The sequence below is a fragment of the Clostridium sp. genome, assembly GCF_040797585.1.
Taxonomy (GTDB): domain Bacteria; phylum Bacillota; class Clostridia; order Clostridiales; family Clostridiaceae; genus Clostridium_Z.
On record NZ_JBFNEO010000064.1, the window covers coordinates 1 to 13,482 of the forward strand.

The 13,482-nt window shown below is 29.7% G+C and carries 13 protein-coding genes, 1 riboswitch and 1 other annotated feature; of the genes, 1 reads left to right on the forward strand and 12 read right to left on the reverse strand.

Going from position 1 to position 13,482, the window contains the following annotated elements:
* Positions 1 to 150 precede the first annotated feature (150 nt).
* Positions 151 to 363, forward strand: coding sequence for a hypothetical protein (locus AB2369_RS06030; RefSeq protein WP_367665577.1), 213 nt, complete (start codon positions 151 to 153; stop codon positions 361 to 363).
* Between the two features lie 146 nt (positions 364 to 509).
* Here the strand turns inward: AB2369_RS06030 and AB2369_RS06035 are convergent, their stop codons facing one another.
* The 12 genes from AB2369_RS06035 to AB2369_RS06090 all read right to left on the reverse strand — a co-directional run bounded on the left by AB2369_RS06035 (position 510) and on the right by AB2369_RS06090 (position 13,404).
* Positions 510 to 1,358: a MetQ/NlpA family ABC transporter substrate-binding protein gene (locus AB2369_RS06035; protein ID WP_367665578.1), complete on the reverse strand. Its 849-nt coding sequence runs from the start codon at positions 1,356 to 1,358 to the stop codon at positions 510 to 512.
* Positions 1,359 to 1,384: 26 nt separating this feature from the next.
* Positions 1,385 to 2,065 (reverse strand): methionine ABC transporter permease, encoded by a 681-nt coding sequence (locus AB2369_RS06040; protein ID WP_367665579.1) that lies wholly within the window; start codon positions 2,063 to 2,065, stop codon positions 1,385 to 1,387.
* Positions 2,034 to 3,071 carry a methionine ABC transporter ATP-binding protein gene (locus AB2369_RS06045; RefSeq protein WP_367665580.1) on the reverse strand — a complete coding sequence of 346 codons (1,038 nt, stop codon included), beginning with the start codon at positions 3,069 to 3,071 and terminating at the stop codon, positions 2,034 to 2,036. The genes AB2369_RS06040 and AB2369_RS06045 overlap by 32 nt, the downstream gene beginning before the upstream one ends.
* A gap of 296 nt (positions 3,072 to 3,367) precedes the next feature.
* Positions 3,368 to 3,475: riboswitch (SAM riboswitch) on the reverse strand.
* A 186-nt stretch (positions 3,476 to 3,661) separates the two neighbouring features.
* Positions 3,662 to 5,101, reverse strand: a complete 1,440-nt coding sequence (locus tag AB2369_RS06050; protein WP_367665581.1) for a DEAD/DEAH box helicase — start codon at positions 5,099 to 5,101, stop codon at positions 3,662 to 3,664.
* 444 nt (positions 5,102 to 5,545) lie between these two features.
* Positions 5,546 to 6,355, reverse strand: a complete 810-nt coding sequence (locus AB2369_RS06055; protein WP_367665582.1) for an ABC transporter permease — start codon at positions 6,353 to 6,355, stop codon at positions 5,546 to 5,548.
* A gap of 4 nt (positions 6,356 to 6,359) precedes the next feature.
* Positions 6,360 to 7,160, reverse strand: a complete 801-nt coding sequence (locus tag AB2369_RS06060) for an ABC transporter permease (RefSeq protein ID WP_367665583.1) — start codon at positions 7,158 to 7,160, stop codon at positions 6,360 to 6,362.
* Between the two features lie 10 nt (positions 7,161 to 7,170).
* On the reverse strand, positions 7,171 to 8,178 hold the full coding sequence (locus AB2369_RS06065; RefSeq protein ID WP_367665584.1) for an ATP-binding cassette domain-containing protein: 1,008 nt from the start codon (positions 8,176 to 8,178) through the stop codon (positions 7,171 to 7,173).
* A 421-nt stretch (positions 8,179 to 8,599) separates the two neighbouring features.
* Positions 8,600 to 8,767 carry a zinc-ribbon domain-containing protein gene (locus AB2369_RS06070; RefSeq protein WP_367665585.1) on the reverse strand — a complete coding sequence of 56 codons (168 nt, stop codon included), beginning with the start codon at positions 8,765 to 8,767 and terminating at the stop codon, positions 8,600 to 8,602.
* Between the two features lie 296 nt (positions 8,768 to 9,063).
* Complete coding sequence (gene aspS, locus AB2369_RS06075; RefSeq protein WP_367665586.1) at positions 9,064 to 10,353, reverse strand: aspartate--tRNA(Asn) ligase; 1,290 nt, start codon at positions 10,351 to 10,353, stop codon at positions 9,064 to 9,066.
* 300 nt (positions 10,354 to 10,653) lie between these two features.
* Positions 10,654 to 10,873 (reverse strand) — a binding site (T-box leader).
* A gap of 426 nt (positions 10,874 to 11,299) precedes the next feature.
* Positions 11,300 to 12,346: a DNA polymerase IV gene (locus AB2369_RS06080; RefSeq protein ID WP_367665587.1), complete on the reverse strand. Its 1,047-nt coding sequence runs from the start codon at positions 12,344 to 12,346 to the stop codon at positions 11,300 to 11,302.
* 135 nt (positions 12,347 to 12,481) lie between these two features.
* On the reverse strand, positions 12,482 to 12,997 hold the full coding sequence (locus tag AB2369_RS06085; RefSeq protein ID WP_367665588.1) for a hypothetical protein: 516 nt from the start codon (positions 12,995 to 12,997) through the stop codon (positions 12,482 to 12,484).
* 2 nt (positions 12,998 to 12,999) lie between these two features.
* A complete protein-coding gene (locus AB2369_RS06090) occupies positions 13,000 to 13,404 on the reverse strand; it encodes a DUF4430 domain-containing protein (protein WP_367665589.1) in 405 nt (134 codons plus the stop codon).
* Between the last annotated feature and the right edge of the window lie 78 nt (positions 13,405 to 13,482).

The window sequence follows — 13,482 nt, forward strand, 5'->3', positions numbered from 1 at the left end:
TTTATCCTTCGAGTTACAAACAATCTAATTACCTTATTTTATTTTAAAATACACAAATAAGTTATTATTGACTATAGTCATGCTATTGTGCTAGTAAATTCTAGGTCTTATTCATTATTTCTAATTATTTTTGGTATTATTACTATAGCAATGGTAATTTTATATTTTCAAAATGTTGTTTCCATTGATACAGTAATTCTATTTTCAGGACTAATCCAAGTATTTTTAGGATTAAATTTAATTAATTTATCAAAGTCCATAGATTCTAAAAAAATTACTACAACAAATAAAATCCTAGGCATATGTTTTATAGTTTTAGGATTAATCATTACAATAGATGTACTTACTAAGATGATAATATAATATATTCTTTACATTACTTATAAAATTTTAATTAAATATAAATGTAGGTATCATAATCTATATCACGATACCTACCTCTATATTTTCTATATTACAAATATAAGTTTAAATCAATTATATTTTCTATATTTAAAGCTTATATCCTCTTACCAAGCTGGTACTACTCCACCTTTATTGTATTCTATGGTTAACTTTTTAACCTCATCTGTATTATAATATTCAACAATCTTTTTATAAGTCTCGTTATCTTTATCTTCCCCTCTTGCAGCTATAACGTTTATATAAGGTTTTGCTTTTTCAGACTTTACATCCTCTAAGAATATTGGATCTTTTTGTGGATCAAGGCCTGCCTGAGAGGCAACTCCACTGTTTATAACTGATAAATCACCATCTTCTATGGATCTTGGTATTTGAGTTGCTGCTACCTCTACAAATTTTAGATTTTTCTTATTCTCCACAATGTCCTTAAGGGTTGGGTAATACCCTACATTTTCTTTAAGTTCTATAAGTCCAGCTTCTTCAAGAATAAGAAGTGCTCTTCCTTCATTGGATTTATCATTCGGTACTATTACTTTTCCCCCCTCCTTAATTTCCTTCGGATCTTTTAATGTTTTTGAGTATATTCCCATAGGTGCTAAATTAGTATTTCCTATTGGAACAATATCTAAATTATGATCCTTTTTAAAGGTCTCTAAGAATGCAACGTGTTGAAAGGCATTTAAGTCTATCTCTCCTTCTGCCAGTGCAAGGTTTGGTCTATTATAATCACCAAAGCCAACAAATTTTATTTCTATATTTTCCTTTTCAAGAAGTTGTTTTTGAACATAGGCCCAAGGAGATTTTGGCTCAACTGTTCCATCTCCTGTAACTCCTATTTTAACAACCTTTTTCTCACTACCCTTTTCCTCTTCTTTTTTACTAGAGCATCCAACAAATGCTGATACTGCTATCACTGATACTAAAGCTAATCCTAATAATCTTCTTATTTTAATCATGTAAATCACCTCATAAATTATAAATTTTAATGAATAAATCTTTTTCTTAAAACCTCTCCCGAAAACTGTACTAAGTTTACTAAAACTATCATTATTATTATGGTAGCTACCATAATATCTGTTTTAAAGTATTGGTATCCATATCTCACTGCAAAGTCCCCAATACCTCCTCCTCCAACAGTACCTGCCATAGCTGAATAACCAATTAGACTTACATTAGTTATAGTTAGAGCATAAATAATGGATGGTAGACCTTCTCTTAATAGAACTCTATATATTATTTCTAAATTACTAGATCCCATTGCTTTAGCAGCTTCTATAACTCCATGATCTATATCTAAAAGACTTGCTTCTATCTGCCTTACTATAGATGGTATAGCCCCTATAACTAGAGGAACTAATGCTCCTTTTATACCTATGGTGGTTCCTACTACAAATCTTGTAAAAGGTATTAATGCAGTTAAAAGTATTATAAATGGTATTGATCTTAATATATTTATTGCCCTGCTTAAAACTTTAAATATAAATTTGTTTTCTAATATATGCTTTGGTCTTGTAACCACTAGGATTATACCAAGAGGTATACCTATTAAAGTCGAAATTATACTGGATATTAAAACTATTACTAATGTTTCCTTTAAAGCTAACATCATATCTGGAAATAGCTCTACCACATTAGGCGCTATGGGATTTAATATGTCTATCATCCTTAATCACCTCCACCTTTATTCCTTCTTCTTTTATAAAGCTTAAAGCCTTTTTACTATTACTAATTTCCCCTTCTATTTTAACTAATAGATTTCCAAGGATTGTGTCTTGTATTTTTTCAATATTTCCATAAAGGATACTAATGTCTACCTGAAAATCTCTTGAGACCTTAGATATTATAGCTTCTCTAGTTTTACCTCCGACATAGGATAGCTTATATATATTTTCAAAGTCTCCTTCTCTTGCTATCTCAACTTCCTTTTCTTTATTTAATACTGTAGCTATAAAATCTTTAGTTATATTTTCTTTAGGCTCTGAGAATATTTGAGTAATATCACCTTTTTCTACAACATGTCCATTATCCATAACAGCTACTCTATTACATATTTCCTTAATAACCTGCATCTCATGAGTTATTAATACTATAGTTATATCTAAGATCTTATTAATCTTTTTTAATAGTCCAAGTATTGATTTAGTGGTTTTAGGATCTAAAGCCGATGTTGCTTCATCGCATAATAAAACCTGTGGATTATTAGCTAAGGCCCTTGCAATAGCTACTCTTTGCTTTTGCCCTCCACTAAGCTGTGAGGGATATGAGTTCTTTTTATCTTTTAAATCCACCACATCTAAAAGCTCCTCAACCCTGTTATCTATTTCCTTTTTATTTAGCCCTTTTCCTTTTAAGGGATAAGCTATATTATCTGCTACAGTTCTTGATTTCATTAAGTTAAAGTGTTGAAATATCATGCCTATATTTTCCCTAGACTTTCTAAGTTCCTTTTCCCTTAGTCCAGTTAAATTAACATTATTTATAACAACTTCTCCACTATCAGGAACTTCAAGTAGATTTATACACCTTATTAAAGTGCTTTTGCCTGCTCCACTATACCCAATAATCCCATATATATCGCCTTTATTTATCTTAAGGCTTGTTTCTCTTAAAGCCTCTACTTTTCCACTTGGAGTTTCGTAAGTTTTCCTAATATTTTTTATTTCTATCATACCTACCTCCCCTTTCTTTTTTAATTGAGTTAATATAAACTTTAAATAAAAATTAAAATCTAATGAATTATGAAATATATTTATCCGATAGCTACCCCCATCCTGTTACAAGGTGAGCGATAACAGTTGCTACGCTCCTATATTAACCCTTCTAACCTTCAGATGATGGATATATAATAAACAACTATATTAAATTTAATGTTCTTAAAAATAAAATATAAAACAAAAAACCCTATTCGAAGATTCGAATAGGGTAAATTTCTCTTTAATGAGCGCTCATTTTAAAGATATACCTTCTCTCATCTTCCAGAGCTTTATAAACTCTGCTGGATTTAGCACCTATAGTAAACCTACTGGTTGCTGAAGCGTCTTCGGGCCAGTCCCTCGACTTCTCTTGATAAGAATGTTTCGTATTTAATTTTATGTTTTTCATTATAGCATCTGTAAAAACTTTTGCAATAGTTATACCTAATTTTAGATAAATAATATTTTTTATTAATAATTACTATTAAATTGTTAATTTTTATGAAGTAATATTAGTAAAGTATTACTCAATTTCAAAAGTATCCATATATATGTTTATAAACCTCTTAACTTTTAGCTCTTTGTATTTTTATACTTTTACCTTTTATAGATAACTCTTTATAATTATTTAAAAGTATATTTCCTTTTTTATTTAATATATCTACATAAGAAAAACCATCTTGAACTTCTATTATCCCTATGTCTTCTGTAGTTATTCCTTCTATGTTATTTAAAGCTCCAACTATATCTCCTGGTCTTATTTTTTTCTTCTTTCCACCATTTAAATGAATCTTTACTATGTCTTTGTTTATATTTTTAGGTCTACTGCTCTTTTTAAGATTCATACTTTTCTCTTTTAAAAGCTTCTTTCCTTCTCTTAATTTACTATCTTCTACATACTCGCCATGAGTTAAAGCGTATCCTATATACTCTTCTATGGCTTTTAGATATTTGATTTCATAGGAAGAAACAAAGGTTATGGCTTTTCCACTCTTTCCTTGTCTTCCTGTTCTACCTATTCTATGAACATAGGCTTCTTTTTCTCCTGGTACATCATAATTTATAACATGGGTTATATCATCCACATGTATTCCCCTAGCTGCTATATCTGTAGAGACTAAAAACTGAAATCTTCCATCTTTAAAGTCTTCCATTATCCTTAGTCTTTCCTTTTGCTCCATATCTCCATGAAGTTCCTTTGCAGAGATATCTTCATCCTTCATAAGCTTTATAACAGCTCTAACCTTTTCTTTAGTATTACAGAACACTATTCCTCTATTTGGTACTTCCCCATATATTACTCTCTTTAAAGCTTTAAATTTATCTCTATCCTCTACATTGTAATAAACTTCTTCTATTCGCTCTCTGTTTACCACTTTTGTTACTACAGTTATTTTTTCAGGTGCCTTCATATATTTTAGACAAAGCTTTTCCACTGCTTCTGGCATGGTAGCAGAAAACAGCATTATATTTTTATCCTTTGGAAGGGCATTAATTACTTTTTCTATCTGGTCTATAAAGCCCATATTAAGCATTTTGTCCCCTTCATCTATAATTAAATACTTTGCACTTTCTAAATTTATAGTTCCTCTTTCAATATGATCTATTACCCTTCCTGGAGTTCCTGCCACTATATGTATTCTTTGCTTTAATTCATTTATCTGCTCTTTCATAGGTTGTTTTCCAAAAATAGCAGCACACCTTACTTTTTTGATTCTTCCTATATTAGAAATCTCTTCCTTGACTTGAAGAGCAAGCTCCCTAGTTGGAGTCAATACAATACCTTGAACCTTATTATCCTCCACCTCTACTTTTTCACATAAGGGAATTCCAAAACTTGCAGTTTTTCCACTTCCTGTTTCTGATTTAACTATAATATCCTTAGATGATAGCATAAATGGAATAACCTTTTTTTGTACTTCCTTTGCTTCTGTAAATCCTAGATTACTTAAAGCCCTTACTATATCATTGCCTATGGCTAATTTTTCAAAATCATTCTCTATCATAATTTTTCTCCTTGTTTTTCAATATGTAACACTAAATTTTATCAATAGTTTTCTCTTTTGTCAAAAATATTTTATCCTATTATCCCCTTATATATCTCTTCTATGCTATTAGGTAATATATTATAAGTCTTCCTAGATAATATCTTATGATACTTATTATAGATATATAGTTATAAAAAATCTTTATATAAATTTCAACTTATCCTTTAAATAACATTATAAAGCTATTTCATTTAAAGAACGTCTATGTTGATTATTAATTTATATATTGCTCTAAAGATTATAAATAACTACTAAACTTTATGAATAAGCTAACTTTTATACTAAAACCCTTAATTAGAATGCATCGTAGCTACTAAAATACATTCTCTATATAAAAATTCTAAGATATAGTATAGTGATGTAATGCACTCTCTTAAGCCTTAATTAAATTTCTGAGGAGCTTTAACTTCCTGTAGACCTATAACGAGTTACCCCTATATTCCATAACTTCAGGGAAAATAAAAGAAAAACTATTCCGAGACTTGGACTTAAGTAATAAAATATTTCAGGATAATTTATATATTCATATTTATTCATATATAAGATAAGAGGAAAATAATTAACACATCCTAAAGGAACTACAAATATAAAGAATCTTTTAAACCATTTTCCGTATATGGATAATGGATACTGCATGGTCTCCACTCCTCCATAGGTTAACATATTCATAATCTCTAAACTCTCTGTAGACCAAAAACACATTGTACCTTGAATTATAAACAGTCCTATAAAAAGACATACACCTCCTATAATTATAAATAGTAGTAATGCTATATTATAAAAATTAAAAACTACATTAAGTTTATTAGAGGAATACAGAACTAAAAATAACCCTAAAGAAATTCTACCTATCCTCATAATTGTAAACTCTACACCTAATATTTGAAGAGCTGTGTTTCTTGGTCTTAAAAGTATTCTATCAAAATCTCCACTTATAACCTGTCTACTAAAAATAGCAAATCCTTTGCCCATAGCTTCTGCTATGGAAAAAGTTAGATTTATCATCCCATAAAATAATGCTATTTCATATATTGTCCACCCTTTTATATTTCCAAACCTTTGAAATAATATTATAACACCTAAAAATTCTGTAAAACCTACAAAAAAAGTAGAAAGACTTAAGAGAATAAAGGAAGTTTTATACTCCATTTGACTTCTTATAGAGGTCTTTACGTAAGTAAAATATAATTTAATTCCATTAATAATCTTCATAAAACTATCCTCCCATTATCTCTACTCTTTTTAATGCTTTCTTTAATAATAAATAACCAAATCCAACTAAAATTAATATCCATACCACTTGAAGAGTAAAGAAATATACTGCTCTATCTGGAGCTATATTTCCTATGTAAAGCCTTAAAGGAACATCCAAAACACTAGAAAATGGCATAACTTCTAAAACCTTTTTAAAGTTGTCAGGAAATAAAGGAAGTGGCACTATCATTCCTGAAAAAAAGATTATAAAGGATGGAAGTATTCTATTAAGTCCTTCTCCACTTATAGTGAACAAAGTTAGTATAGTTATTATATTAGTCATGGCACAACTTAAAAATAAAGCTAGTATAGTACCTATGATCCATAGTACAAAACTTAGAAAACTTTCTGGGGGATACATTCTATAAGGATCCTTAAGAAATACCATGGAGAATAAAAAAATAGGGAAAGATTTTAGAATTGTTGGAGCTATTCTTAAGGCCAAAGCCCTTGAATACCACGTAAAATATAAATTAGTAGGTCTGCATAACTCATAAGCTACTCCTCCAGTTTTTATCATAGCTTGTATTTCCTTATCTCCATTCCATGGAAACATTCCAAGTAAACTCTGACTGAGCCATACATAGGTTACAGTATCCTTAAGATTCAGAGGATATTCCCCTCCATTACTAAAGAAGGCTATTAAGATCATTACACGTACGAAACCAAACAAAACATGAGTACAAATCCCTGCAAAGGCTGCTGCTCTATATTGAAGTAATAATATAAATCTCATTTTTATTAAAGTTATATAACTTCTCATACCGTCACCCCTAGTTTATATTAAATTTTTTATAAAGTTTTGCAATAATCTCTTCTATAGGGGGATTTTCTATTAACATATCTTTTATTGAAATTTTTGATGATAAAAAGGATATAAGATCCTGAGAGGAGGTTTTATTTGGATTAAATCCTAGTATTATTTTATCTTCTTTTCCATCTATATAATTAATATCAGGTTTATTAGAGAGGATTTTATTTATCTTATAATGATCTACTGTATGAAAAGTATTTAGTATTATTCTTCTTTCTGATAATACTTCCTGCCTTAAGTCACCTAAAGAGCCATCATTAAGGACCCTTCCTTTGCCTATAACTATAACCCTATGACAAAGGTCTTCAATATCGTCCATATCATGGGTAGTTAGAATTACAGTGACACCTCTTTCCTTATTTATTTTCTTTATAAATTCTCTAACTATAAGTTTGGAAACTGCATCTAATCCTATGGTAGGTTCATCTAGAAATAATATCTTAGGATTATGGAGAAGAGATGCCATAAGCTCACATTTCATTCTTTGCCCAAGAGATAGCTGTCTTACTGGAATATTCATAATGTCCTTAGTATTTAGTGTTTCTGTGAGTTCTTTTAAATTCTCTTCGTACATATCCCTTGGTATTTTGTAAATATCTTTTAAAAGTTCAAAAGAATCTTTTAAGGGAAGGTCCCACCAAAGTTGTGATCTTTGTCCAAAAACCACTCCTATATTTTTTACATGATTTATTCTTTCCTTCCAGGGAGTTTTTCCAGCGATTACACACTCTCCGCCATCTGGTACCATTATCCCACTTAGAATTTTTATAGTGGTAGATTTTCCTGCTCCATTGGGTCCTATATATCCAACTATTTCTCCTGGATTTATAGTGAAGCTCACATCTTTTACTGCTTCTATATTGTCATAAGTTCTTTTAAATAGACCAGTAAAAGCTCCCTTAATCCCTGGGTTTCTTTTAGATATTCTAAAAGATTTCTTCAAATTTTCTACTTCAATTATAGCCATTTATATCCCTCCTTTTAAATAAACTTTGATTACCTTGAATTGGCAGAATAATATATTACCATGTTTGCCCATATTTTTCAATAAGTTTTTAAGCTAAATTTATATATGCTTTTATCATATTATAAATAAGTTATAAAGTATAAACCTAAAAGTTATAGATACTTATATAGAGTTAATATATGTTGTAATAATAACTCCTTTAGTTAAAAGTAATTATTATTATAAATAAATCACATGATACTTAAAATCCAATTATAATATACCATTATTTAACACCTGTTCAAAGATCGAATTTTGAAATTATTTATCTATAAGAAAATATCTCCTCACTTCAATGTAGAAGCTTAATTTCAGTCTACATATAAAATTGCATAAAAAAAACTATAAGAGAATTCTCTTATAGTTTTTAAAAGATATTATATTATCTATCGTATCTTCTGTTGTTGTTTTGTTGCTTCTTAGCTCTTCTGCAATCAGCACATCTTGTTGGCTCGTTATCGAAACCTTTTTCTTTGTAGAACTCTTGCTCGCCCTCTGTGAATACGAAATCATTTCCACAATCTCTACATACTAAATTCTTATCTGCCATTTAAAATTCCTCCATTTTCTTAGATTTAAAGTTATTAATTGATTTCCAAATAGAGGAATCATTACTAGCTATTAAATCTTTTTTTTATTTACTCACTTAGTATATCATATTATAGAAATAAGTAAAGCTTTTTTTTGCTATTTTACTCCACTATTTTAATTTTTTCTCTACTATGGATAAATCACATGATAATTGAAACTAAATCACAACTTTCCATTGTTTAAAGCCTATTCAAATATTGAGCTTTCAGGTGGTCTATCTATAAATAAAGTGGCAGAATACTTTGCAAAATCACCTTATGGTATAAGCCTATTTTTATCTCTTGGAAATGCTGTGCATACTCTTACATTGTCTATATTAAGAAGTAAGGAAGTAAACCTATCTAGCCCTATAGCTAATCCTCCATGAGGTGGTGCTCCATATTTAAAAATCTCTGTATAGCTTAAAAAGCTTTCTGGATTTATACCTTTATACTTAAAGTTATCCATTAACATATTATAATCATGAATTCTCTGTCCTCCCGAAGTTATCTCTACCCCCTTAAATATTAAATCAAAGGAATGAGTTCCTTCCTCCCCTTTAGGCATTGTATACATAGGTCTCTTTTTTCTACTATAATTTGTTACAAATACAAAATCACTATTAAACTTTTCCTTTACATATTTATATATAAGCCTTTCTCCTTCTGGATCTAAATCATTTCCTTCTATCTTCTTATTAAAATTTTCTTTTAATATTTTAGCTACTTCATTAATATCAATCCTTGGTATAGATTCATCTATAATAGGAAGTCCACCGTTAAAATCTTTAATATATTCCTTCCCTTCTAAGTCTAGCTTATATAATATATATTTTATAAGCCTTTCTTCCATATCCATAATATCTTCTTCACTCTCTATAAATCCCATCTCAAGATCCATACTTATAAACTCATTTAAGTGCCTATTAGTATCATGGGATTCTGCTCTAAAGAAGGTACCTACTTCGAATACTCTCTCAAATCCTCCTATAACCATCATTTGCTTGTAAAACTGTGGACTTTGAGCAAGGTATGCTTCTTCTCCAAAATAATTTAACTTAAAAACCTCTGTTCCTCCCTCAGCTCCCTCTTTTACAATCCTTGGAGTAAATATTTCCATAAAACCTTCTTCACATAAAAATTCTCTAAAGCTCTTAACTATAATATTTTTAATATTAAATATTGCATTTTGACTACTATGTCTTAAGCTTAACACCCTATTATTAAGCATAGTATCTAGGGAAACTTCTAACTCTTCCTTATTAATTTCAATAGGCGTATCCTCTAAAACTTTGCTTAATATTTCAATATTTAAAACTTCTACCTCAAAATTATTAAATTTATTCTTTCCCTCTTTAACTACGCCTTCAATGGATATGACACTCTCTAATTTTAATTCCTTAAGACATGGATTATTTTTATCAACTACACACTGCACAAGACCTGTTCTATCTCTTAATATAATAAACACTATAGTTTTAAGTTCCCTTATTCTATGAACCCATCCACTTATTAAAACCTTATCTCCCACATATCTATTTAACTCTTTAATAACCTTTCTACTCATAACAAAACCTCCAAATTCTATAATAAATATTTATTAGTTAAGTTGATTTAATCTATTAAACTGTTTCATTCTTTGAAATATATAAAATCTATATAATAAAAAAGTCCTCTCTCCTTTTAGGAGCGAAGACTTTCGCGGTACCATCCTAATTAACTTAAAATATTTAAATAAAATAACACCTAGAGATTACTTAGGGCCCTAAATAACCTTATCCTAGATCTATGAAACCTATATTTCATATATATTATTTATATATGGTTTCCTAGAATCCTAGATAAATAAAAAAAGCATCTACTCCCTGTAAGGAGTGAATGCTATTATCCACGGTGCCATCCTAATTAACTTTTAATATTTAAAGTTATCTTTTACCTTATAACCTAGGTTAACGGTTCTATCCTACTAAATTCAGATAAACTTCTCAGAGACGTCCTTCATTAATAACTTTCTTATGATGATTTCACCCTCCATCAATCTCTTTGAATACTCATGTATTAACTACTCTTCTCTTCATTGAATTATATATTTAAAACTTTAAACAAATTATAATAAAGAGTCTATAATAAGTCAAAAACATATTTTTCTATCTTTTTAAAATATTAAAATCTTTCTTAATATTCCTCTAACTATCTTACTTTTTCTAAGTAATTCCCTAAAATGTACGTTTTATTTATCTGATGGCTAGCATCTGTAACCCCCCATCCTCTTAAAAGGCGGGGGATAACAGTTGCTACGCCCCTAGATTAACTCATCTAACCTTCAGATGATGGAAAAGACACCAGCTGAAGGAAGATTCGTTCTATCTGATGGCTAGCATCTGTAACCCCCCATCCTCTTAAAAGGCGGTGGACAACAGTTGCTACGCCCCTAGATTAACTCATCTAACCTTCAGATGGTGGAGAAAGTACCAGCTGAAGGAAGATTCCTTCTATCTGATGGCTAGCATCTGTTATAAAGAAAAACTTAATTGTTCTATTCTACTTTCCTTTAGAGAAGAAACAGATACCCCTATAAGTCTTATGGTTTCTGTAAAATCTATGGTGTTTAAAACCTCTAAGGCCTCCCTATAGATCTCCTCCTGAGAGCTTATATAATTGTTCAAAGTCTTACTTTTTGTGTGACTTACAAAATCACTAGTTTTTATTTTAATGGTTATGGTTTTACCACTTATATTTTTTCCTTTCATGGTTTCACCAATATCATAAGAAAATCTTTTTATATATTCTTTAAGCTTTTCCTTATTATTAGTATCCTCTCTAAGTGTGGTTTCTCTCCCTACGGATTTTCTTTCTCTAGTGACTTTAACTTCTCTATTATCTACCCCTCTAATCCTTTCATATATTTCTTTTCCCCATTTACCAAAATAGTCTATAAAAAACTCCTCAGATAAATTATATAAATCTTCAATGGTAAAAATCCCTATGTTATTCAGCTTCTTTACAGATTTAGTTCCTAATCCATAAACCTTATTTATAGGTAGGGGCAATAATATATTAGGAACCATTTCTTTCGTAATTACCTTTAACCCACTAGGTTTATTCCAATCTGAAGCTAATTTAGCTAAAAACTTATTATATGAAATTCCTACAGATAAGGTTAGCCCTATCTCATCTTTAACCTTATCTTTTATTAAATTCCCTATATAAATAGGATTTTTATCTATATGAGTGATATCTAGAAATGCCTCATCTATACTAAGAGGTTCTACATAGGAGGTAATTTCAAAAAAAATATTAAATATTTTTTTTGATATCTCCCTATATCTATAATGTCTAACAGGTAAATATACCCCATGAGGACACTTTCCTTTTGCCATAAATATAGGCATGGCAGATCTTACCCCATACTTTCTTGCCTCATAAGAGCAGGTGGCAACCACCCCTCTTTCAGAGGTCCCCCCAACTATTACTGGTTTTCCCCTAAGGGTTTTATTATCTAAAACTTCTACTGCTGCGAAAAAGGCATCCATATCTACATGTAGAATCCTTCTCTCCAAATATTTCACCCCTTTAATACCGAACATACATTCCATTTATTATTATACCCAATAAAAAAGCTTTAGTACATAATTAAAATCTTAATTATGTACTAAAGCTAAATATATTGTTTAAATAGATTTCTTTTAATAATCCTAAGCTAATGATTTCTTTAATAATGATGATAGAACATCATACATCCTTTTACCTAAAACAAGCATTATAAAATAGTTTCCAACCATATGTACTAAATCATATGGAATTCCTCTAATAAAATATGCTAAGGCAACACTAGGTGATATTATTACTGCTTGAGGAAGTGCATAGAAAACCCCAAACACAAATCCAAATATTCCAGATAAAATGCTCCATCCTAAAAAATTATCCTTAATAATATCTTTAAAGAGTAAAACTATTAAAACAAGAAGTGGCCAAATAATTAGATATCCAAGCCACCAAGTTCCCATTCCTCTTAGAATACCTATTAACATATTAAAAACCATAGCTGGAATTATAGCTTTTTTACCTAATATTAAAGTATATATTATAAGTAAAAATGAAACTGGTTCTATGTTAGGTAAGAAACTCATGGCAGTTTGTAAAACAAATATTATGGTCCCAAGTAGGGATAATATGATCATTTCCTTTATTGGATTAGATTTACCGTTCATAACTACCAACCTACAGTTAAGCTAAGTTCTACTTTATCTCCATTTTTTATAGCCGTATCATCTATTCCAGTTTGTGAGCCTTCACCATTTACTGTAAGTTTCCACCACTCTTGCTTGTCCTCACTTGCTGTTATTCCATCAACAGTCTCTAAAAATCTTCCAAATTGAGAATCCTTAGTTCCTATTATACCCATTTCATCTAATGCTTTTCCAAGAGTCTCTGCATCTGTTGAATGTTTATGAGTCTTATCATAATTTGCTTTACTATCCTTAACTACTACTACAATATCCTTGCTTCCCTTTACCATCTTACTGTCATTGTAGTACTTATATCCCAAAAATCCACCTACTGCAATTATTAATACTATTAATGATGATATTATGACTTTAAAATTATTATTTTTCATTTTTTCCTCCTAATAACTCTTTGAAATAAACTTATCTTCTTCTCTACCTTCTAATTCGTTAGCATAAACTCTTAAAAC

Excerpts from the sequence above, each read along its gene's own strand:
- AB2369_RS06055 (WP_367665582.1), bottom strand. The coding sequence starts at position 6,355 with ATGAAGATTATTAATGGAATTAAATTATATTTTACTTACGTAAAGACC.
- AB2369_RS06035 (WP_367665578.1), bottom strand. The coding sequence starts at position 1,358 with ATGATTAAAATAAGAAGATTATTAGGATTAGCTTTAGTATCAGTGATA.
- AB2369_RS06040 (WP_367665579.1), bottom strand. The coding sequence starts at position 2,065 with ATGATAGACATATTAAATCCCATAGCGCCTAATGTGGTAGAGCTATTT.
- AB2369_RS06085 (WP_367665588.1), bottom strand. The coding sequence starts at position 12,997 with ATGAACGGTAAATCTAATCCAATAAAGGAAATGATCATATTATCCCTA.
- AB2369_RS06090 (WP_367665589.1), bottom strand. The coding sequence starts at position 13,404 with ATGAAAAATAATAATTTTAAAGTCATAATATCATCATTAATAGTATTA.
- AB2369_RS06030 (WP_367665577.1), top strand. The coding sequence starts at position 151 with ATGGTAATTTTATATTTTCAAAATGTTGTTTCCATTGATACAGTAATT.
- AB2369_RS06060 (WP_367665583.1), bottom strand. The coding sequence starts at position 7,160 with ATGAGAAGTTATATAACTTTAATAAAAATGAGATTTATATTATTACTT.
- AB2369_RS06070 (WP_367665585.1), bottom strand. The coding sequence starts at position 8,767 with ATGGCAGATAAGAATTTAGTATGTAGAGATTGTGGAAATGATTTCGTA.
- AB2369_RS06050 (WP_367665581.1), bottom strand. The coding sequence starts at position 5,101 with ATGATAGAGAATGATTTTGAAAAATTAGCCATAGGCAATGATATAGTA.
- AB2369_RS06045 (WP_367665580.1), bottom strand. The coding sequence starts at position 3,071 with ATGATAGAAATAAAAAATATTAGGAAAACTTACGAAACTCCAAGTGGA.
- AB2369_RS06065 (WP_367665584.1), bottom strand. The coding sequence starts at position 8,178 with ATGGCTATAATTGAAGTAGAAAATTTGAAGAAATCTTTTAGAATATCT.
- aspS (WP_367665586.1), bottom strand. The coding sequence starts at position 10,353 with ATGAGTAGAAAGGTTATTAAAGAGTTAAATAGATATGTGGGAGATAAG.